This window comes from Erythrobacter sp. JB1-4 (assembly GCF_057365025.1).
In genome coordinates this window covers 1,851,099-1,871,617 of sequence record NZ_CP200292.1, presented here as the reverse complement: position 1 = coordinate 1,871,617, position 20,519 = coordinate 1,851,099, and the positions used below count along the sequence as shown (strand labels likewise).

Genomic DNA, 20,519 nt, shown 5'->3' with positions numbered 1-20,519 from the left:
CAGACCAAGGCCCAAGTTCTTCCATTGGAAAATCAGGCCCGCCCTCTATAGTGCAGTGCAGCACTGATAGGGGCTTGCAGCATATGAGCGATATTGCCGAGGGTCTTGGCGGGGTTATGGAAGGCACTTTGGCGGGCCGAGCAGTCGAACCGGCTGAGGGTGAAGGTGCGAGCAATGCCGCGACCTATCCTGCCGTCGAATGCGCAAATTGCAGGGCCAGCGTCACCACCAGCTTCTGTCCCCAATGTGGTCAGAAACGCACTGTGCACCGCACCCTTACAGCTATTGGGCATGACCTTATTCACGGTGTCCTTCACCTTGATGGCAAATTTTGGAAGACCTTGCCGCTTCTGATCTTCAAACCAGGCAAACTCACGCGGCGATATATCGATGGGGAGCGCGCCAAATTCGTCAGCCCGATGGCGATGTTCCTTTTCAGCATCTTTGCGATGTTTGCCGTGTTTCAGATGGTCGGCCTCAGCGCACCGGCTGATCTGAAAGGAGACAGCGTTGGCACTACGATAAGCTCAGTGCGCGAAACGGCTCAGGCTGATCTTGATGATGCGCAAGCCCGCCTTGACGAGACCTCTGAAGGGTCCACTGAATATGCAGAAGCCTTATCGGATCGAAGGGCAGCGCAAGAAGCGCTGAGAGGCTTGGACCGAGCAAACATCATCGATTTTGAGGCCAATCCTGACATGAACCTCACAGGTATCTCAGCGATTGATGATGGCCTTGTTAAAAAGTGGCGCGAAAACCCGAGCCTTATGCTGTATAAGCTTCAAGCCAACGGCTATAAATTCAGCTGGCTCTTAATCCCGCTTTCGGTCCCGTTTATGTGGCTGCTTCTTGTCTGGAAACGCCGGTTCAAGGCGTATGACCACGCGATTTTCGTCACCTATTCGCTCAGCTTCATGTCGCTGTTGTTTATTGCAGCCTCACTTCTCGGAGCGGCAGGAGCGGCACCCCAGTTCATTGTCTTTCCACTGCTGATCATCCCACCGCTGCACATGTATAAGCAGCTGCGTCACACCTATGAGCTAAGCCGGTTTTCTGCGCTTTGGCGTCTCTTTGTGATGAGCATCTTTATCTGGATCGTCGTCGCGCTCTTCTTGCAAGCGTTGCTCCTGCTTGGGGCGTTCTGAAACAAAAACGGGTGCCAGATATACTCTGACACCCGTTTGAATTTTCTCACAATGAGGGTCTTTAAGCGCCCTGCGGTGCCTCATCGCCTGAACCACCAAAGCGTTTACCGGCCTTGGGTATTGCAGAGCCTTGAGTAGGCTTTACGATCGATGGACCTTTGGGCTCATCGGGACGATCAATCTTGCCGTCTTTCATGAGGGCATCAATCTCATCACCGGTCAGCGTCTCATACTCAAGCAGTGCTTGAGCAAGCAGATGGAGCTTGTCTTCCTGCTCTTTAAGGATGTCCTCAGCACGCTTGAGCCCGCCTTCGACCAGATCCTTGATCTCTGCATCGATGAGCTTGTTGGTCTCCGCTCCGCCCATCGTGCGCGCGGTTTGGCCCATACCAAGATAGCCTTCCTGGCTTTGCTCATATTGCAGCGGACCAAGCTTTTCGCTCATGCCCCATTTGGTGACCATATTACGGGCAAGATCGGTCGCATATTGGATATCGCCAGAGGCACCAGAGGACACTTTGTCGTGACCAAAAATAATGTCTTCAGCAACGCGGCCGCCCATGGCCACGGCCAAGTTCGCGTGCATTTTATCGCGATGATAGGAATAGCTGTCCCGCTCTGGCAGGCGCATCACCATGCCAAGCGCACGGCCACGAGGAATGATTGTCGCCTTATGGATTGGGTCAGATGCCGGCTCATTAAGCGAAACAAGCGCGTGGCCTGCCTCATGATAAGCGGTCATCTTCTTCTCATCCTCGGTCATGACCATTGAGCGGCGTTCCGCGCCCATCATAACCTTGTCTTTGGCGTCCTCAAACTCTTGCATTGCAACTAGACGCTTGTTCCGGCGCGCTGCCAAAAGTGCCGCCTCGTTCACGAGGTTTGCAAGGTCCGCGCCCGAGAAGCCCGGTGTACCACGCGCGATAGTGCGCGGGTTCACATCTGGTGCCAGCGGCACTTTCTTCATGTGCACGCCAAGGATTTTTTCACGCCCGTCGATATCGGGGATCGGCACGACAACCTGACGGTCAAAGCGGCCCGGGCGAAGCAGTGCTGGGTCAAGCACGTCAGGACGGTTGGTCGCCGCGATGATGATGATGCCTTCATTCGCCTCAAAGCCGTCCATCTCAACCAGAAGCTGGTTCAGTGTCTGCTCGCGCTCATCGTTTGAATTGCCAAGGCCGTGACCACGTGAGCGGCCAACCGCGTCGATTTCATCGATAAAGACGATACAAGGCGCGCTTTTCTTGGCTTGTTCAAACATGTCGCGGACACGGCTTGCGCCGACACCCACGAACATCTCAACGAAGTCAGAGCCTGAAATAGTGAAGAACGGTACACCCGCTTCGCCTGCAATCGCGCGGGCCAGAAGCGTTTTACCCGTACCCGGCGAGCCTACAAGCAATGCGCCTTTAGGAATTTGACCGCCAAGCTTGGAGAAGCGTGTCGGGTCTTTGAGGAATTCGACGATCTCTTCGAGCTCTTCGCGCGCCTCATCAATGCCAGCTACATCATCGAAAGTGACTTTGCCTTGGCGTTCGGTCAGCATTTTCGCTTTGGACTTACCAAAACCCATCGCGCCGCCGCCGCCGCCTTTTTGCACTTGGCGAAGAGCGAAGAACGCGATCCCGAGGATAAGGATAAACGGCAAAGCTTGGATAAGAATGATCAGAAGCAGGCTTTGCTGCTCGCTCGCCTGAACGGTGAACTCAACCTCATTTTCCTCCAACAGGCTCGCGATCTGCAAATCGCTCTTCAAAGGGACGGTGCTGAATGGTTCGCCATTAGCAAGAGTACCCGTGATCAGATCATCGCCGATCTGCACCTCTTTCACCCCTCCTGTCGCGACTTGGTCGCGGAACTCAGAATAGGGCATCGCGGTTCCAGCAGGCTGACCGCCGCCATTGAACATGGAGACGACAAGCAAAAGCGCCAGAAAAATGCCGCCCCAGATCATAAGCTGTTTGACCCAAGGGTTTTGACCTTCTGGAGGTTGCTCATTCGGATCGTTTTGGTCGTTCATTCTCATCGATTCCTTATCTGAGCACTTAATGTAGGATTGGCAGCATGAATCGCAAGCTAATGCGTAGTCATGCAGAGCTTACGGTAATTCCGCACACTGAGATGCAGAATTTCGATTATTGCGATTGGTATGCGGCCAGAAAGACTGAGACTGCGCCGGCAATGCGTTCTTCGTTCTCTTTATCGCTCGGCGTTGACCCGAAACGGCGCTCTAAATCGCCCATCCCTTTGGCCATTGAGACAAACTGTTCGGCCGCCAAATCCGGGTCGGCGATTTCCAGCTCGCCTTGAGCGCACGCATGCGCAAGCCAAGCACTAAAACCTGCTTTCATGCGCCATGGTCCCGTCTCAAGAAATGCCATACCCACGGCCGGTTCATGCTCGGTTTCTGCAGCGATACGCCGCTCAAACTGGATCATTTCCGGGCGAGAGAGAAAGGCAAACATGGCCTCAGCAATCGTGGTCAATCGCTCTTCGATCGTACCACTTGGCATCTCATCAAGTGAAAAGTACCCGCGCATCTTTTCGCATTCGCGTTCAACCGAAGCGGTAAAGAGACCGCGCTTGTCGCCAAAGTGGTTGTAGATCGTGACTTTGGATACGCCAGCGTCGGCGGCGACTTGCTCAATTGAGGTCGCGGCAAAGCCATCTTGCATAAACCGATCCGACGCCGCTGCGATGATCGCTGCGCGTTTGGTTTCGTCTAAAGGTCTGCCAGCCCGCCTGTTGGTATTCTGGCGTTTTTCAGTCTTGGAAATTGGAATATTCAATTTTTCTGGAACCCAATCGAAAGAGCTTGGTTGACAAACTGAACGCTGCCGTTCAGTTACGCCTTTAGGTAAACGGTGTCGTTCATTATTGTCGATTCCCTCTCCTTTAGCAAGTCTCCTCTGGCTTGCACCTCGACGAAAGTGGTATTTACGAAATGCTCTGGATTGCGATCCGAATGCTCACAGGTGATCCGCAAAAGTTCTACGGTCTTTTGTTCGGCATCGCCTTTTCGACCCTGCTCATCACCCAACAGCTCACGATTTTCGTGAACCTGATCGAGCGAGGGGCGAGCGGCGTTTACAGCGCCCCCGAGGCCGAAGTCTGGGTGATGGACCCGGTCAGCCGCACCACAGAGGTTAACTATGCAATGCCCTCGACCGCGCTTGATGAAGTGCGTTCGGTTGAAGGGGTGGAATGGGCCGTCCCTCACCTTCGCGCGCCAGCCTCTGTTCGCTCGAGCACAGGTGATCTGGAAGGGGTTCAGATAGTGGGCGTTGATGATGCGACCCTGATCGGCCTACCCGAACGCTTACTTGTGGCGGATAAGTCGATCCTCTTGCAGCCCGATACGGTTCTCATCGACGATGTGGGCATCACCAATCTTTTTGAAAGCGGCGAGGATCCTATCGGACAGCGCCTTGAACTCAACGATCAGCGCGCGATCATTCGCGGCGTGGCCGATGCTATCCCGAGTTTTACTAGCCAGGTAACGCTTTACACCAAATATTCTCAGGCCCTCAATTATGTGCCCGGAAGCCGGAACCGCCTCACCTTTGTGCTGGTTGGCGTGGCGGACGGGCAAACCGCCGAGGCTGTTGCTCAAGCGATTGAAGACCAGACCGGCCTCAAGGCAGAGACGCGCGAAGAATTTGCGCAGGCAGGTGTCGATTTCATCATTGAGAACACCGGCATTCCGCTGAACTTCGGGATCACGGTCGCCCTTGGCTTTATCGTCGGGGTCGCAATTGTAGGCCTCACTTTCAGCCTCTTTATCCGCGACAACATCAAGCAATTTGGCGCGCTCAAAGCCATCGGCGTTACCAATCGCAAGATCGCCGGAATGGTGGTGAGCCAAGCGACCATGGTGGGCTCTATTGGCTACGCCTTGGGCGTGATCGGGACGGTGTGCTTTATCTACGGATTTTCCGGAGTGCCGACCTTCAAAGGCTTCTACATCCCTTGGCAAATCCCATTTGTGAGCTTGTTTGCGGTTGTCATCATCCTCTCACTTACAGGCTGGATTTCCCTTCGTAGCGTTATGAAAACCGAACCAGCGGCGGTGTTCCGGTGAGCGATATGAACCAGATGAACTCTAAAATCATGGATACCACTGCAATCGGCGGATGCAGCCCCGAAGCTGCGATTTGTGCACGCGGCATTGTGCGCGACTTTCAGGCGGGTCAGTCCACTATCCGGGTGCTGCACGGCATCGATACAGAAATCCGCTCAGGCGAGATGACCTTTGTTGTCGGCGAAAGCGGTTCGGGCAAGACGACGCTCATCTCAATCATGTGCGGTATTTTGTGGCCAACCGATGGCGAGGTGAAAGTCTTCGGCACCGATATTTACAAGCTGTCTGACACCGAATTGGTCAACTTTCGTCTTGAGAACATCGGCTTTATTTTCCAGCAATACAACCTCATCCCCTCCATCGATGCAGCGGCGAACGCAGCGGTCCCTTTGATTGCCAAAGGAGTACCTCGCGAAGAAGCGCGAGAAAAAGCCAAGGGGCTTCTTGAAAAGCTCAATATTGGCAATCAGGCTGAGAAACTGCCCAATCAGCTTTCCGGCGGTCAACAGCAACGCGTCGCGATTGCGCGCGCTCTAGTGCATGAACCGCGCCTTGTGGTGTGCGATGAGCCAACCGCAGCACTTGATGCAAGCTCAGGGCGGCGCGTGATGGATTTGCTGCGCGAAGTCGCCGTTGCCGAAGATCGCGCCTGCATCATCGTCACCCACGACAACCGCATTTTCGACATGGCTGACCGTATCCTCGTTCTGGAAGACGGTCTCGTTACGCACGACGGGACCGATATGCCGGACGGACATTAAGCCCCCCTCCAACCCTCTCCCACTCCACAAGAGACACATCATGGCCCTTCTCCCTTCAAACATCAGCTTCTCGCGGCAAATTCTGCCGGTTCTGGCGGTTATCGGGATCGCCTGCGCGATTGTTTACATCGCCTTTGGCTTGCCCGACCGCTCGATCGCTGCGCCCAATAAAGAACCGCCCAAGGCGACCGGTGCGCTCGCCGATGGGGCACGGGTGGCAGGGTCCGGCATTGTCGAGCCTGCGAGCGAGGTCATCGATATCGGCTCAGCGCTTTCGGGCCTCGTGACCGATGTGCGCGTGGCTCCAGGGGACCGGGTGGAGAAAGGCCAGCCGCTGTTTCTGGTCGATGCCCGCTCAGCACGCGCGCAATTGTCTGAGGCCAACGCCTCAATCCAAGAGGCACGCGCGGCCATTGCCGAGGCGCAAACCGCGCAGAAGACCGCAAGCGATCAATTGGCGCTTTATGGAGAATTATCAGATCCTGCTGCGGTGAGCCGCTCGGAAGTCATCCGTGCAGAAGGTGAAGCGAAAGCTGCTAAAAGTCGCCTGTCCGTCGCCCGCGCCCGTTTGAACGCAGCCCAAGCCCGCGCCGCGAGCGTGCGCACCGAGATCGAACGCCTGACAATCCGTGCACCCATTTCTGGCGAAATACTCGCAGTAAACGTGCGCCCCGGCGAATTTGTCGCGACCCAAGGCGGCGGGAACAGCGCGCCATTCATGCAGATGGGTGAAACAAACCCGCTGCACATCCGCGTCGATATCGATGAAAACGAAGCCGCCCGCGTGAAGCTTGGAGCCTCTGCCATCGTCTCACCTCGCGGTGCCGCCGACCTTCGGGTCGAGGCGCAATTTGTGCGCGTTGAACCGCAAGTAGTTCCAAAACGCTCGCTTACCAACAGCGCGGCTGAACGGGTCGATGTTCGCGTCCTTCAAGTCATCTACGCATTGCCCCAAGACAAGGGCGGCGAAGCATTCCGTGTGGGACAACAAATCGACGCCTTTATCCCAGCTGCCAGCACCAATGAGAATGGGGGGAGTAGACAGATGCTCGCCTTTCGCACCCCACTACTTGTAATCGGCCTTGCAGCTAGCCTGACCGCCTGCGTTGCTGGCCCGCCGCCCGAGATAGCAACTCCCACTCCGGTCCTTCCACAAAACTACGCTTTCGCAGCTGACGCCTCGAGCAGCGCCTCGCTTGATGCACTTATGCCCAATCAAGATGCAGCCTTTGTCACCCTTTCCAAGGCCGCATTGGACCGCGCGCCCACTCTTCTTGAAGCGATGGCTCGGGTCGAAGCGGCTCGCGCAGGAGCAAGACGTGCTGGAGCAGAGCGCCTTCCTAACTTTGGCATTGATGCCAACGTCACAGAAAACCGCATCAACCCAAACCAATTCGGCGCGGACAATCCTTTTGCGCAGGCGATTGATACCACCCAAGTCTCTTACGGCGCGAACATAACGGCGCGCTGGGACGCAGACCTCTTCGGCCAGCTACGAGCGCAAGAACGCGCCTCCCTCGCCAGGATCGACGCCGCAACTGCATCCGCTTCAGCCGTGCGCCTCGCCCTCCTCTCCGAGATCGCTGCAAGCGTCGTAGATTGGCGCGCGCTAGATGCCCGCACCAAAGCGATTGAAAGCGATGTTGAGGCGGCAACCCGCCTAGCTGCGCTTGCCAAAACGCGCGAAGACGCTGGCATTGCGCCGGGTTTCGACCGCGTGCGCGCCCAATCGCAGGCCAGTGCATCGCGCTCGCGTTTGGCAGCGCTCAAGACCGAGCGCGCCCGGCTGATTGGTCGATTGGTGACATTAACTAGCCTCAGTGGCGCTGATGTCATGGCAGCGCTCGCCAAAGCCGCCGCTGCGCCTGACCTTAGCGGTGCACCTGCGAGCGTCCCTTCCGAACTTCTCGCCAACAGACCCGACGTGCGGGCCGCGGCTTCCGAATTGGCCGCGAGCGATGCAGAGCTTGCGGCAACCGCACGTTCACGCTTTCCCAAGCTGACCCTCTCCGGTGTACTTGGTCTTTTGTCTTTTAGCCCCAGCAACTTCTTTGACGATGATTCGCTGATACGCACTCTTACCGCTGGTGTGGCGGCTCCCCTCCTTGATTTTGGCCGGATTGAGGCTGAAATCGACGGCGCTGCGGCCAATAAGAAAGCCGCATTTCAAGCCTATCGCGGTGCTGTGTTCCAAGCCTTAGGCGATGCCGAGGCTGCCTATGGCCTTGTGGCGGCCGCCGACGAGCAAGCCGCCCTCGCCGCGCAAGAACGCGACGAATTGGAGCGCGCGGCTAACCTTGCCGATGACCGGTATCGTGCAGGGCTTTCGAGTTTCCTTGAAGTGCTTGAAGCGCGGCGAGCCGCAGACAGCAGCGGGGAGCGCGCAGCGGCAGCTTTGGGTGCGGCTCAAAGAGCGCGGATTGTCCTGTGGCAGGCACTAGGCGGCGATGCGTCTCAAGCTAAAGACGAAACCGCTTAACCATCGCTTCGCTTGATCAAGGCGGAGCGTTCGCACCGGCACACCACTTCATCGCGCTGGTTGATTAGCTCGTGGGTAAAGGTCACTACCCCTGCCTCTGGCCGCGATTTGCTGGGGCGAAGCTCTTTGACTTCGCTTTCCGCCCGCAAAGTGTCGCCGATGAACACGGGCTTGGGCGTGACCACTTTGTCAAAGCCCAAGTTCGCGACCAAAGTGCCCAAAGTGGTGTCTCCTACCGATAGGCCAACAAGCAGCGAAAAGGTGAAAGTCGAGTTCACGAGGATCTGGCCAAACCCGCTTTCCTTTGCCGCCTCAACGTCAAGGTGGAGCGGCTGCGGGTTGTGGGTCATGGTAGAGAACAGAAGGTTGTCCGTCTCCGTCACCGTTCGGCGAATATCGTGGGAAAGACGCTCGCCCACTTCCCACTGATCGAAGAATTTGCCTGCCATGGTTTACCCTTCTGATAGCCAGCTTTTGACCACTGCCTCGCCATTATCATCGCTTGAGCGAACTTCGCCCGGCGTACGGCTGAAACGGGGAGCGGGCGCAGGATGCGTTTTGCCCTCGTGCTCCACATAGACGCCGCGCTCTTTCATATGCGGATGGTTGGGCGCATCATCGAGGCCGACGACCGGACCATAACAAACGTCTGTGCCCTCAAGGATTTCGTTCCATTCGGCCTGCGTTTTGGTTTTGAATAGCGCGGTAAGCTTCTCAGCATAATCCACCCAATTGGCAGGGTTCATCTGCCCTTGCGCCAAGTCGGCCGCGCCGATCCGTTCGACCAATTCAGCGTAGAATTGCGGCTCAATCGACCCAAGCGAGATTTCCTTGCCATCTGCACATTCATAGCACTGATAGAAATGCGCGCCTCCGCCCAGCATTCCGGTGCCGCGTTCATTTGTGCGGATCATACCGTGCTGTTGGCCAAAAAAGAAGCTCATCAGGCTGGTGACGCCATCAACAATCGCCGCGTCGACCACTTGGCCTTTGTCCGACTGTCCCCGCTCATACAGCGCAGCCATAATGCCAAAGGCGCAGTACATTGAACCGCCGCCAAAATCACCGATTAGGTTTTGCGGCGGGATTGGCACATCCCCTTTCTTGCCCACTGCATCCAATGCGCCCGTGATCGCGATGTAGTTGATGTCGTGTCCAGCCGCTTTAGCCAAAGGCCCTTCCTGCCCCCACCCGGTCATGCGGGCATAAACAAGGCGCGGGTTTGCCTCAAACAGCTCATCTGGTCCAAGGCCCAGCCGCTCCATCACACCGGGGCGCAGGCCTTCGATCAATACATCGGCTTTGCTCGCTGCATTGCGGCAGAAGGCAAGGCCCTCCTCGCTCTTGAGATCAACCATCACGCGGTGACGCGCGCGTTCCACAACCGGGTTCATTGTAGCGCCGCCGGGGCGGTCAATCCGCACCACTTCTGCGCCAAGATCAGCCAGCAGCATTCCCACGTGCGGACCCGGGCCAATTCCTGCAAATTCCATTACTTTGAGCCCGGTCAGCGGCCCTTTTAAGGCGGTCATGTTCTCTTCTCTCCCTCATGCGTTCGTGCTTGGGATGCTGTGTGAAGCGAAGTGGGTGTAAGAGCAAGCCTTCCTACACTCGTCGGGTTGGTCCTTGTTGCTATGATTCGGGGGGAATCTTCAGCGTTGTGAAGCGCGCATATGACGATTAGAACGCTCAAGATATCACCCTATACGAATGGCAAATCAGACATGACAAATTCCAGCCGCAAGGTGCTAGCGGTTGCCTCTGGCGGAGGACATTGGGAGCAAATGATGCTGCTTCGCGAGACGCTAGAAAACTATGACGTGCGCTTTGTAACGACCGACGCCAAAATTGCTCAGCAACGCGGCATTCAAAATGCAGACACACTGCCAGATTGCAATCAGAACACACCGTTTAAGGCGCTGCGTTGTGCGTTGGCGGCTGTGAAGATCATTCTGAAACATCGCCCTCATACTGTTATCTCAACTGGGGCTGCACCTGGGTATTTTTGTCTTCTTGCTGGTCGGCTGATCGGTGCAAAGACACTCTGGATTGACAGCGTTGCAAACGGCGAAGAGCTATCGATGTGCGGGAAACTCTCGAGGCGCACTGCGCACGAATGCCTAACCCAGTGGGAGCACCTCGCCAATAATGACACAGTCAAATACCGAGGGGCTGTGTTATGATACTCGTCACCGTGGGGATGCAACTTGGTTTTGACCGATTGATTGAGGCAATGGATGGCCTTGCACCTGGTCTTGGCATGGAGGTCATCGCGCAAACTGGCAGGAGTGAATACGAGCCAAAGAATATGACGGCGCGGACCAGTATCGCACCTGCAGAATTTGAAAGCTTGGTAGAACGCAGCAGCTTGATTGTAGCTCATGCTGGGATTGGTACCGTTCTAACAGCCCAGCGATTTCAAAAGCCTATCATTTTAATGCCGCGTCGATTTGACAAAGGCGAACATCGTAATGATCACCAAGTTGCAACAGTCCAAAATTTGGCAGGTCGGTCTGGTGTGCTGATCGCGATGGATGAGACTGAGCTGCGCGACCGTATCGCCGAAGGGTTGGCAGCTTCAGAGACTAAGACGCAAACATCCCCCACAGCAATCAAGCTTCGGAGTGCGATTGCGGGCTTCATCGAGAGCGGCGAGATTTAGGCCGGACGGCCTATCGGTGCTTCGGCTTATTCCCGCTAACAATGCGGATGTAGATGATGGAGGCGACAAGCACTGTGAGGCTGGAACCAATATCGCCAACCCAATTGAGCTTGAGCGGACCGTTTAAGAGCTGATCCAAAGCGTGTAGCGATACTGTCCGCATGGCGATGGTTGCTATCATCGCACCGCAAGCTCCAATCGCAACAGCAAGTGCAATATTGCGCCTGCCAGCAACGCGCTTTGAGACCCAGTATGCTGCCAGCATTGCAGCAGAGGTGAATGCTATAATCGTGACCGCGATGATTGGCCCCTGAATTGACCGCCGGCCTTCATTCAAGTCTCGCGCTTGAAGAGCATCACGAAGACCAGCTCTTAGCACCTCTTCAAAGCCGAGGAGCCTTGAGACAATCAGGATGCCAAAGAAGACCGCCATCAATATCCAGGCTCGATGATGCCATGGCTGCTGTCTTTGACCAATCGCAGTGCGCCCTGCCCAGCCGCTGGTAAGAACGATTAGCCCATAAAGCGCGCAAGCCATCAGGCTGAGTAATGAAGGTTGATCTTGCAACAATTTACATTCCGCTTTTTGTCTTATTAGACTTTAGCGGGACGGCATGAGCGGATGCAATGCAACTTTGTTTGGTATCACCGCAATCATCGAAGGCTCGGCGCCCGAGTGCGCAAGGGCTGACAACCAGCCAGCGACAAGCGCGCAAACCACCAACCTTACCCGAGTGCGTCCCGAAATAGGACTAGCACAATCGAACCAATCTTACCGTACCTGCAAATCTGTTGCGCTGCAGTCATGCCACCTCTAAGAGAGGGTCCGAATTGGGGTAAAAGGTTAGCGTATGAAAATCTCGAAGCAATTGGGTGCAGTGATCGCAATGAGCGCATTTGGCCTGTCGGCATGCGCGTCGACACCGGCACCAGTTATTGGTCCCGCAGTAGCACAACCCCGTGCAGACCTTGGCCAAGGTCTTTATTCACAAGCGCGACCGGCAACTTATGCTCTGCGTCCTTCAGACCAGATTTCGATCAATGTTTTCAGAGAGCCCGATCTCTCGCTTGCAGAGGTCATGCTTGGTGTAGATGGCTCGGTTTCCTTGCCCCTGCTCGGCACTATTCCAGCTGCCGGCCTAACCACACGTGAGCTTGAACAAGACATTGCAAAGCGCCTGCTTGCCGCCGGCCTTCGTACTCCAATGGTCAGCGTAAATATCGCAAACTATGCGTCACACCTTGTGACCGTCGAAGGGTCAGTTGAAGACCCCGGCGTTTATGCGTTTCAGCCAGGATCGCGGCTTTCTTCGGCAATTGCGATGGGGGGTGGGCCGACCCGGACTGCGAACACCCAACAAGTTGCCGTTTTCCGCGAAAGCACTGATGGTGTGATGATCGCGCTGTTTGATTATAGCCAAATGCGTCAGGGCACTATGCTGGATCCAGTCCTTGCTCCGGGCGACCGCGTGGTAATGGGCACAGACGGATTGTCTGTCTTCTACCAAGACGTTTTGAAAACCCTTCCCGCTCTGGGCGTATTCGCCACGGTTGCGGTGCAGAGCAGCAACTAAACCGTCATGAACGATCGTTCGCTAATGCAGGCCCCGGGCCAAGACCCGCGCCAAGGTTGGGTCGATGCCTACATGCCCGACGGCCAACTTGGTCCTGTCGAGGCTCCGCGCCCTCTTCTCGATCTGTCCGCCATCCGCGGCATGCTGTATCGTCAGCGCTGGCTTCTGGCTGGCGTGATTGTCGCATCGCTAATCGCTGGGCTTATCGTTACGCTTCTTTCAACGCCGATGTATGAGGCTCGCTCTACTGTTCGGGTCGAGCCCTATGGGCAATACATCGTAGAGGGTCAGGACGTCGAGGCTGGCATTGCAAGCAACCAAGTGTTTGATTTCCTGCAAACACAGCTTGCCGTCATACGGTCACGCAATCTAGCAACCACCGTTGCGCAGAACCTCAACCTTGGTGAGCGTTCGGCGTTACTGGGTGCGGACTTTGACGCGACGCGCCCACCGAACATGAGCGACGAACAGTGGCTCCAGACAAAGACCGATGCTGCGGCAGGTCGGCTCCAGAGCCAAGTGTCAGCCGCGATCCCTGACGACAATTGGATTATCACGATCAGCTATCGTTCGTCTGACCCCGTTCTGGCTGCTGAGCTTGCCAATGGATATGCCGATGCATTCGCAGAATCCGATACGCGCAGCTCGATCGAGACCAATGAATACGCGCAAGAGTATCTTCTAGAACAGGTCACACAGATCCGCAGCCGCTTGGAAGAGGCCGAGACGGCGGTAAACAACTATGCTCGCGGCGCACAGATCATTGTTCAACCGGGCGAAGGTGAAGGCGCTGCGCCTACCACTTTGACCAGCACGAACCTCACCTCCGCTAATGCGCGCTTTTCTGCCGCGCGTGCTGATCGGATAGCCGCTGAGCAAAAATGGCGCGCCATACAAAACGCCCCTGCTGACCAGCTTCCAGCTGTCCAGACCAACTCGGTCCTGCAGGGCCTGGTGGCCGATAAGATTTCAAAAGAAAGCGAACTCATTGAACTGCGTCAGCGGTACAATGATGAGTTCCCGCAAATCCAAAATCTGCTTCAGCAAATTGCCGTTCTCGACCGGCAAATCGATGAACGCGGCAATGCGATTAAGGCCTCTGTCCGCAACGATTTCATTGTTGCTCGCAACCAAGAGCAAGCTCTTCAAGCGGAGCTTAACAACCTGACTGGTGCAACGCTGAGTGAGCAGGATGATCAAGTTCAGCTAAGCGTGCTCGAACGCGAGGCTGAGGCACTGCGCGGGCAGCTTGAGTCTCTGCTCACCCGTTACAACCAAGTAAGCAGTGCGGCCAATGTGGACGCCGGCGCGTTCAACAAACTGGACAATGCCGTTGTGCCATCAAGCCCGTACGCACCAAGCCTGTCTGTCAATCTCACAATGGCTCTTGTGGCAGGTATAGCGCTGGCGGGCGGACTAGCTCTTCTGCGTGAGACATTTGACGACCGCATACGATCACTTGAGGAAGTTGAAGACAAGCTGGGACTGCCGCTGTTTGGCCAAACCCCTTATGTGGACGAACGCGACATTGAGGTCTTTGGAAACGATTTCAGCACGTTGATGGAATCTTATGCATCGATCCGATCTAGTATCGACTTTTCATTGTCGCGCGACCGTAATGTGTTGCAGTTTACCAGTACGGAAGCCTCTGAGGGTAAATCAACGACCGCAGTTATCCTTGCTGAACTGTTCGCTCGCATGGGGCGCAAGACCCTGCTTATCGATGCAGATTTGCGCCGTCCAACAATCGCGAAACTTCTTGATATCGAGAAGCCTAAGGTAGGGCTGGTTGAGGTATTGCTTGGGCACACTGAGCTTGAGAATGCGGTGATCAAAGGGGTTCATGAGAACCTCGATATCCTTGCGATTGCTGAAATTCCGGCGAGTCCGACGGAGCTTTTGGCGGAATCCTATGTCGGCGAGCTTATCGCCAAGCACCGCAACGACTATTCGTTGATCATCTTCGACTCTAGCCCAGTGATGGGCCTCGCAGACGCGCCAATGTTGTCGCGTGTCGTTGACGGCACTATCTTTGTGATGGAAGCCAACCGGATTCAGTTTGGCAAGGCCAAGACCGCCAAGCGGCGCCTGCAGGCGAGTGGAGCTAAAATGTTGGGTGTGATCCTGACGAAGTATCGCGCCTTGGAAGCAGGTCAGGATTATAGCTATCAATACAGCTATTATCAGTACGGTGATGCCAAAGAGTAGAATAACGGAGTTGGTGTCCCCGGCTCGTTGCGACTGCGTTCGCACATAAAGAGTGCATCATGACCAGCCGAATACTCCACGTCAGCGGCGACTTTCCTGATCCCATCGCGCCTTTTAAAACGCCCGTCATCAAGAGCTTCTTGGAGCTAACGGCGGAGGCATTCGATCACCGTGTTGTGTCTCTAAATCGCGTGTCTCCTCGCCTTCGCGAAGTCGCAGTGAGTCTATTCAACAAAAATGAAATAGTTCGCAATGAGCAGCAGTTTGGGCTCGGCAAGGCTCTGGAGTACTTGGCTCCGGGCCGCGGCTTTTTTCACAAGACCATGCTTGAGCGCCTGGGCGAACACTTAGCAAACCAAATCGCTGCGAGTGCCGATCCTGCGCATTTGATAGTGGGTCACAAGCTCACCATCGAAGGCATAGCTGTGGCGAAAGCCGCGAGACTAGTCGGGGTCCCTTATGCAATAACGATCCAGGGAAACACCGATCGGCGCATCTTAAAGGCACGCCCGGATTTAAAGAGCGTGTTTGGGCGGATATATCGCGATGCGAATATGGTCTGCACGTTCACACCCATCGCGCGTGGTGCCATCGAAAACTCGCTCGGCAAACGATCGGACGGAATTCACCTGATCCCATGCCCAACAGAGCTCGACACAATCAAAGAACCAAGAATGACGGGCGGCGATCTAATCTCCGTTTTTCATCTCAAGAACCATAGCGTGAAGAACCTCGCCGGATTGGCGCAGGCCGCTTCTTTGCTTGGGGACCGGAGCAAGGCTCACCCGATAACGATTTTGGGTGGCGGGAGCGACGCTGAGCTCGCTCATTGCAAAGAACTCACAGCGAAAGCCAAGCAGATCCGGTTTGCCGGACCCGTTCAACGCAGCGCGATGCAGGAACGCATGAATCAAGCGTGCGCCTTGGTTGTTCCATCGCGCGCTGAGTCGTTTGGCTTGGTCTTTATCGAGGCCCTCTTTGCTGGGCTTCCGATAATCTACCCCAAGGGCACAGCTATTGATGGTTATTTCGATGATCTGCCTTTTGCAATCGGTGTCGAGGCAAACGACCCTGCCTCAATCGCCGACGCAATGGTTCAAGCTGTGGAACAAGAAAGTGAAATGAAGAGCGAGCTGGCGGACTGGCAAAAGTCAGGAGCGGCAAAATTTTTTACGCGCAATGCTATAGCAAATAACTACCAAGCTGCCCTGCAAAGCGCATTGCCAGTTCAGACACTCGCTCAATAGCCTTTCAGCCATTCTTTGCGGGCTTCCCAAATCTTCGCCCATTCACCCGACGCATCTCGATCACCTGAAAGGAGCGCTTGCATCACCGATGCGAACCTGCGGTTGGCAATCCAAAACCACATCAAGGCTTGCCCGATTGGAACCGAGCTTGAAGGCCAGTGGTCTTTGATCAAACTCACTTTCGCCCGCATGAGTTTTATCTGTTTCTGGCTACGCAAAGTTGTCGAGGCGCCGACCAAATGCATGATCTGCGCATCGGGCGTGATCATCGGCCGAAAGCCGAGCTTTGCTGCACGCAGGCACATGTCTGCCTCCTCGCCGTACATGAAATATTTGGAATCGAAACCATTTAACTCGTTCCACAAGGAACGCTTCAGAAGGAAGAAACAGCCAACCACGATATCGACCTCGCGCACGCTGTCCCGCTTCCATCCACCGATGGCTTCTGGGTTCCAAAATGGTGAATTGGGAAACAAACGGCTAAATCCAAAGGCGCTACAGAACACGCTCCAAGGCGAGGACTTTTTCCAGCATGATGCAGGATTTAGCGAGCCGTCAGGATAAACGGTGCGCCCTCCCACAATGCCCGCCTGGGGGTTCGCTTTCCCAAACTTTAGCAAATTTTCGACCGCGTTCGGATGAGTCTCTGTATCCGGATTGAGTAAAAGCAACCAATCGCTTTTCGCTGACGCGGCCACTTTGTTGTTGGCTTCGGCAAAACCAATATTGTCGTCATGAGCGATCAACTCAATGTCCGGAAATCTCTCAGCGACCGCCTCTGCAGAACCATCGGCGGACGCGTTGTCCCACAAGACAACATGCATCCGAACATCACCTGCATTCTCGAGTAGCGTCTCTATCGCTTTGAGTGTTAGCTCACGCGTGTTCCAGCTAACCATAATAACCGTGACTTCAGCGTTCTCGGGTGAAACTAACATAATTGGAAGGTTGGCCTGTTCGTAAAAGACGTGTTGCAGCGCTGCTTACGGAATTAAGGATCGTCAGTCACGAGCAAACAATCGACCCGCGCAAATTATGGGGCTGAAAATTGAGTCTGAAAACAAGAACTTTCCTACATAGCATGTTCTACTTATGTTCTATTTCGATTCTAAGGAGAACATCTATGCCTCAAGACCCATTTTCAACCACTGACAGCGTCACTTCCCCCTCACGTGATTGGTTTGATATCGCTCCTAGCGACAGCACAGACCTGGGATTCATCCCCAAGGCAATCTACGTCGGAACAGGCGGCGACCTTGTTGTTTCCAGCGCCCGCACGAACAGTGAGGTCATTTTCCGGAACGTCCCCAGCGGATCGATTCTGGACATCCGCCCGGCCGCCGTGCGTGAAACAGGCACCACTGCAGCGGATATGGTGGGTTTGATCTGATGGTCGGGTTCGGTTTTGGAACCGGCTTTGGCAATGAATTTTCGCGATTTGCTCAGTTCGGTTCTGGGCAGCCGCTTAATCAAAGCTTGAGGCCCAGCGAAACATGGGATGGCACACCTTCAAGCGGGTTTGCCAGCCTTCCCACCGATCCAACCCGCACGACTGCGAAACCCGTGTGCCGGCTTCTCACTCCACCGCGGCAAACGGTGAGGATTGCCAATGTCATAGGAGTGTTTGCAGCAGCCAATGACGGCGGGTCGCTAATCACCAACCTTGGCATGTCCCATGTTGATTTTCATTGCGAAGGCAATGTGATCCGTGTGGATGAACCCACTTTTCGCACATTCGAACGTCCTGACGGGTCCACATATGAGACGCTCGGATGGTGGGCTACTTTGAGCAGACCATCAGGAAAAGAGGGGGTTGCGGACGTTTATGTCGAGGCCGTCCCCAGCGATCCAACAATGCAATCTCGCATTACCGGGCCATATCCATTCGTCATGGCATCGATTGACTTCGACTATGATGTCTCTGTTGCCGCGAGTGGCGGCGCGGACTTCCTCTCAATGGAAGAAGCGTTCACACACTTGCGGGCTCAAAATGCCCAACACCCACGAGTTCGCGTCCTGGAGACGGGCGAATATGAGCTTGGTAATGCAAACCGCCATTCGCCAACCGGCTGGTGTCGGATCGAAGCCAGCTCCCCCGTCACATTCCTTCAGCTTCCCCCAGCGGTTGAAGGCGATTTCACTCGCATGCGTCCAGGAATGGACAGCCTTCACTTCAAGGGCTCTCAGATCACTATAGACTTCGTTGAAACCCTCGAGTTCTATACCGAGCTCGAAGATGGAGAGCATTGGCTTGACGGGATCAATATTGTGCAACGACGCGGGCGTGAGGACCTGTGGCGTCTGTCTCCGCGCAATATCATTCCGGGCCTTTTCAGAAATGGCGCGTGGTTCACCGATTGCGTAGTTACTGATGTGAATGATGTCTTTGATAAAGCGCCATTGGTAAGAGGTTGCAGAACTTCGGCGACTTGGGCTGATCTGGCGCAAGACGCGGTGTGCTTCGTTGCCAATGAAGTTCACGATCACTCAAGCGCATTCTACTATACCAACGTTGATGCAATGAGCATTGCCTACTCAGGGGCTGGTACTCCTACCGTATCGATAAGAAATTCACCGCGCAGTCTGGTGCTTCGCGTCGATATTAGCGATGTGGCAAGCTTTGAGTTTGATGGGAGTGAACAAGGCTTTCAAGACGATACCAATTATCGGATCGAAAGCGCGGTCGATTGGGTCAATTCGCAGCCAAATTGGTCCGCGAGCCTAATTGACGACTCGCGCGTGGGAATTTCTCTATCGCCGCCAGATACTACCAATGGTGCGGCAGAAGAAGACATTGCCGTTCCCACAACGCTTCCAACACACTTTGACATTCACTCTGATATTTATCAGCTGCCAATCCTGCCTGATTTTCGTGAGAATATGGTATTTGCTTTCAATCGCCTATGGCAAATCGATGCTCAGAATATTTTTGTGCAAGATCGCCCGGGTGTGATCGATAGCGTTGTTATCGGCAACGCTCTTTACAACAATCTTGGGACCCCCGATGAAGGGCTACAGTCTGATCTGGGGGGTATGGTGAGCCACGGCGTGTTTGCCCACAACACCATGGCAACCCAGCGCACATTGATACCTGCAGACGGTCAGGGCGGCGATGTTTACTCGCTCATCGCAAACAATGTCGTGAGACGGATGACAGTTCGAAACGGTGATCCCATTCCAGCGACGTTGATGGTGAATGATAACCACGTGATCCAGAATGTGGGTCTGCCGGCAGGCTTGAACGGCACCTCGAGCGGCGGTGATAGCACGACGCTCTTTGCGGACGCACTTAATGGTGATTTTTCACCTACAGGCGCGCTTCTAACCAATGGTGCGGCGCCGACACTTTTCAATGACCTTCGCGCTGTAGAATTTCCCGAAACCTCAAGTAAAGGCGCGATTTCAGCCTTTGCTACGCCTGATCCGGGCGATCCTCTGCCAACATGGAGCGTTGCACCCTCAATCTCTGGAACACCGCAAGTTGGCCAGACTTTGCTTGGTGATGATGGAGTTGTTGAAGATGGAGTGGTCAACGACAGGGTATGGCTTCGCGACGGGTTAGCGATCCCGGGGACCTTCGAGGACACTTACACATTGGTTGAAACCGATGAAGGAACACTGATCGCCTATGCCGTTGAGGCAACGGGTCCGGGAGGTGTAAACTTCGCAGTGAGCGCCACGGTTGGACCCATCGCTGAAGCGCCTCCTCCAAGCACTGACCTTGAGTTGATCGACAGCGTCCAAGGCGGCTCGAGCACAGATGTCGCATCAGCCACAGGCCTCATTGCCACTGGCGCAGATCGACAGGTGTTTGCGATGGTCGGGGCAGGCACAGGCGTATCTGTGAACGACATCAACTGCTCGATCACGGGTACAGGTGGAACGGTGCCCATGGCGCGGGTGTTCTTCCTAGGCACCCAGAATGACGACCCGGCTGCTTCGCTCGAAGCGTTCGCCGGTTTTATCGTCGAAGAAGCTGCTTTACCCGGCGATGGTCCTTATGATCTCACAGCAACAGCCACCGGTTCAAACACTCCCACAAAAATCGGTCTGGTCGCTGGATCAATCGCGAACGCTCCAAATGCAGCCACTGTCACTTCGATACGCTCTGCAAATGTATCTGGCTTTGCAATCGAAGATGGGACCCTCGCGCTAGCAGGACTTGGCTCGCATACAGCCACCAGCAGCGCGACCATGACTGGTGCCACCCAGGTTGAAAACCTTCTGTCTTATGGTGATGGAATTCAGCTTGGCTCAACAATGGCCGACGTCGGAACCGTAAGCGTTACCAACAATGTAGGCGGTCGCACCGTCAGCGCGCTTTTGCTCTTCCGGCCAGGTTCCTAACCAGCGTAGCGA

At 55.1% G+C, this 20,519-nt stretch carries 17 protein-coding genes; 11 read left to right on the top strand and 6 right to left on the bottom strand.

What is annotated here, in order from left to right; translation table 11 throughout:
• Positions 1-83 precede the first annotated feature (83 nt).
• Positions 84-1,145 carry a DUF3667 domain-containing protein gene (locus AC0V61_RS08720; protein ID WP_486156859.1) on the top strand — a complete coding sequence of 354 codons (1,062 nt, stop codon included), beginning with the start codon at positions 84-86 and terminating at the stop codon, positions 1,143-1,145.
• A 61-nt stretch (positions 1,146-1,206) separates the two neighbouring features.
• Here AC0V61_RS08720 and ftsH read toward each other — a convergent pair whose 3' ends face one another.
• Both ftsH and AC0V61_RS08710 read right to left on the bottom strand, forming a co-directional pair.
• Entirely contained in the window at positions 1,207-3,168 is a 1,962-nt protein-coding gene (gene ftsH / locus AC0V61_RS08715; RefSeq protein ID WP_486156858.1) for an ATP-dependent zinc metalloprotease FtsH, read from the bottom strand.
• A gap of 115 nt (positions 3,169-3,283) precedes the next feature.
• Positions 3,284-3,937 carry a TetR/AcrR family transcriptional regulator gene (locus AC0V61_RS08710; protein ID WP_486156857.1) on the bottom strand — a complete coding sequence of 218 codons (654 nt, stop codon included), beginning with the start codon at positions 3,935-3,937 and terminating at the stop codon, positions 3,284-3,286.
• 155 nt (positions 3,938-4,092) lie between these two features.
• Here AC0V61_RS08710 and AC0V61_RS08705 point away from each other — a divergent pair, with 155 nt between their 5' ends.
• The 3 genes from AC0V61_RS08705 to AC0V61_RS08695 are packed head-to-tail and all read left to right on the top strand — an operon-like array spanning position 4,093 to position 8,469.
• Positions 4,093-5,229 carry an ABC transporter permease gene (locus AC0V61_RS08705; protein WP_486156856.1) on the top strand — a complete coding sequence of 379 codons (1,137 nt, stop codon included), beginning with the start codon at positions 4,093-4,095 and terminating at the stop codon, positions 5,227-5,229.
• Between the two features lie 29 nt (positions 5,230-5,258).
• Complete coding sequence (locus tag AC0V61_RS08700) at positions 5,259-5,990, top strand: ABC transporter ATP-binding protein (RefSeq protein WP_486156855.1); 732 nt, start codon at positions 5,259-5,261, stop codon at positions 5,988-5,990.
• Positions 5,991-6,030: 40 nt separating this feature from the next.
• Positions 6,031-8,469 carry an efflux transporter outer membrane subunit gene (locus tag AC0V61_RS08695; RefSeq protein WP_486156854.1) on the top strand — a complete coding sequence of 813 codons (2,439 nt, stop codon included), beginning with the start codon at positions 6,031-6,033 and terminating at the stop codon, positions 8,467-8,469.
• On the opposite strand, the gene AC0V61_RS08690 is transcribed toward AC0V61_RS08695, so the two are convergent.
• Together AC0V61_RS08690 and AC0V61_RS08685 are read right to left on the bottom strand one after the other, a co-directional pair.
• On the bottom strand, positions 8,466-8,918 hold the full coding sequence (locus tag AC0V61_RS08690; RefSeq protein ID WP_486156853.1) for a MaoC family dehydratase: 453 nt from the start codon (positions 8,916-8,918) through the stop codon (positions 8,466-8,468). The two genes, AC0V61_RS08695 and AC0V61_RS08690, sit on opposite strands and share 4 nt — an antisense overlap.
• A 3-nt stretch (positions 8,919-8,921) precedes the next feature.
• Positions 8,922-10,001 (bottom strand): CaiB/BaiF CoA transferase family protein, encoded by a 1,080-nt coding sequence (locus AC0V61_RS08685; RefSeq protein ID WP_486156852.1) that lies wholly within the window; start codon positions 9,999-10,001, stop codon positions 8,922-8,924.
• Between the two features lie 192 nt (positions 10,002-10,193).
• Between AC0V61_RS08685 and AC0V61_RS08680 the strand changes: the two genes are divergently transcribed.
• Together AC0V61_RS08680 and AC0V61_RS08675 are read left to right on the top strand one after the other, a co-directional pair.
• Positions 10,194-10,652: a glucuronosyltransferase gene (locus tag AC0V61_RS08680; protein ID WP_486156851.1), complete on the top strand. Its 459-nt coding sequence runs from the start codon at positions 10,194-10,196 to the stop codon at positions 10,650-10,652.
• Complete coding sequence (locus tag AC0V61_RS08675) at positions 10,649-11,131, top strand: glycosyltransferase (RefSeq protein ID WP_486156850.1); 483 nt, start codon at positions 10,649-10,651, stop codon at positions 11,129-11,131. The genes AC0V61_RS08680 and AC0V61_RS08675 overlap by 4 nt, the downstream gene beginning before the upstream one ends.
• Before the next feature lie 10 nt (positions 11,132-11,141).
• On the opposite strand, the gene AC0V61_RS08670 is transcribed toward AC0V61_RS08675, so the two are convergent.
• On the bottom strand, positions 11,142-11,699 hold the full coding sequence (locus AC0V61_RS08670) for a hypothetical protein (RefSeq protein ID WP_486156849.1): 558 nt from the start codon (positions 11,697-11,699) through the stop codon (positions 11,142-11,144).
• 283 nt (positions 11,700-11,982) lie between these two features.
• On the opposite strand from AC0V61_RS08670, the gene AC0V61_RS08665 reads away from it, so the two are divergent.
• The 3 genes from AC0V61_RS08665 (at position 11,983) to AC0V61_RS08655 (ending at position 16,160) form a co-directional block, all read left to right on the top strand.
• Positions 11,983-12,705 carry a polysaccharide biosynthesis/export family protein gene (locus tag AC0V61_RS08665; RefSeq protein WP_486156848.1) on the top strand — a complete coding sequence of 241 codons (723 nt, stop codon included), beginning with the start codon at positions 11,983-11,985 and terminating at the stop codon, positions 12,703-12,705.
• Positions 12,706-12,711: 6 nt separating this feature from the next.
• Complete coding sequence (locus AC0V61_RS08660; RefSeq protein WP_486156847.1) at positions 12,712-14,913, top strand: GumC family protein; 2,202 nt, start codon at positions 12,712-12,714, stop codon at positions 14,911-14,913.
• A 425-nt stretch (positions 14,914-15,338) separates the two neighbouring features.
• Positions 15,339-16,160 carry a glycosyltransferase family 4 protein gene (locus tag AC0V61_RS08655; RefSeq protein ID WP_486156846.1) on the top strand — a complete coding sequence of 274 codons (822 nt, stop codon included), beginning with the start codon at positions 15,339-15,341 and terminating at the stop codon, positions 16,158-16,160.
• Here the strand turns inward: AC0V61_RS08655 and AC0V61_RS08650 are convergent.
• Entirely contained in the window at positions 16,154-17,098 is a 945-nt protein-coding gene (locus AC0V61_RS08650; RefSeq protein WP_486156845.1) for a glycosyltransferase family 2 protein, read from the bottom strand. The two genes, AC0V61_RS08655 and AC0V61_RS08650, sit on opposite strands and share 7 nt — an antisense overlap.
• 185 nt (positions 17,099-17,283) lie before the next feature.
• Here AC0V61_RS08650 and AC0V61_RS08645 point away from each other — a divergent pair, with 185 nt between their 5' ends.
• Positions 17,284-17,550 (top strand): spike base protein, RCAP_Rcc01079 family, encoded by a 267-nt coding sequence (locus tag AC0V61_RS08645; protein WP_486156844.1) that lies wholly within the window; start codon positions 17,284-17,286, stop codon positions 17,548-17,550.
• Positions 17,550-20,507 carry a hypothetical protein gene (locus tag AC0V61_RS08640; RefSeq protein WP_486156843.1) on the top strand — a complete coding sequence of 986 codons (2,958 nt, stop codon included), beginning with the start codon at positions 17,550-17,552 and terminating at the stop codon, positions 20,505-20,507. Before AC0V61_RS08645 ends, AC0V61_RS08640 begins: the two co-directional genes overlap by 1 nt.
• Positions 20,508-20,519: the final 12 nt, after the last annotated feature.

Coding starts and splice junctions, on each gene's coding strand:
- AC0V61_RS08665 (WP_486156848.1), top strand. CDS start 11,983: ATGAAAATCTCGAAGCAATTGGGTGCAGTGATCGCAATGAGCGCATTT.
- AC0V61_RS08695 (WP_486156854.1), top strand. CDS start 6,031: ATGGCCCTTCTCCCTTCAAACATCAGCTTCTCGCGGCAAATTCTGCCG.
- ftsH (WP_486156858.1), bottom strand. CDS start 3,168: ATGAACGACCAAAACGATCCGAATGAGCAACCTCCAGAAGGTCAAAAC.
- AC0V61_RS08680 (WP_486156851.1), top strand. CDS start 10,194: ATGACAAATTCCAGCCGCAAGGTGCTAGCGGTTGCCTCTGGCGGAGGA.
- AC0V61_RS08700 (WP_486156855.1), top strand. CDS start 5,259: ATGGATACCACTGCAATCGGCGGATGCAGCCCCGAAGCTGCGATTTGT.
- AC0V61_RS08685 (WP_486156852.1), bottom strand. CDS start 10,001: ATGACCGCCTTAAAAGGGCCGCTGACCGGGCTCAAAGTAATGGAATTT.
- AC0V61_RS08640 (WP_486156843.1), top strand. CDS start 17,550: ATGGTCGGGTTCGGTTTTGGAACCGGCTTTGGCAATGAATTTTCGCGA.
- AC0V61_RS08720 (WP_486156859.1), top strand. CDS start 84: ATGAGCGATATTGCCGAGGGTCTTGGCGGGGTTATGGAAGGCACTTTG.
- AC0V61_RS08690 (WP_486156853.1), bottom strand. CDS start 8,918: ATGGCAGGCAAATTCTTCGATCAGTGGGAAGTGGGCGAGCGTCTTTCC.
- AC0V61_RS08705 (WP_486156856.1), top strand. CDS start 4,093: ATGCTCTGGATTGCGATCCGAATGCTCACAGGTGATCCGCAAAAGTTC.
- AC0V61_RS08660 (WP_486156847.1), top strand. CDS start 12,712: ATGAACGATCGTTCGCTAATGCAGGCCCCGGGCCAAGACCCGCGCCAA.
- AC0V61_RS08645 (WP_486156844.1), top strand. CDS start 17,284: ATGCCTCAAGACCCATTTTCAACCACTGACAGCGTCACTTCCCCCTCA.
- AC0V61_RS08650 (WP_486156845.1), bottom strand. CDS start 17,098: ATGTTAGTTTCACCCGAGAACGCTGAAGTCACGGTTATTATGGTTAGC.
- AC0V61_RS08675 (WP_486156850.1), top strand. CDS start 10,649: ATGATACTCGTCACCGTGGGGATGCAACTTGGTTTTGACCGATTGATT.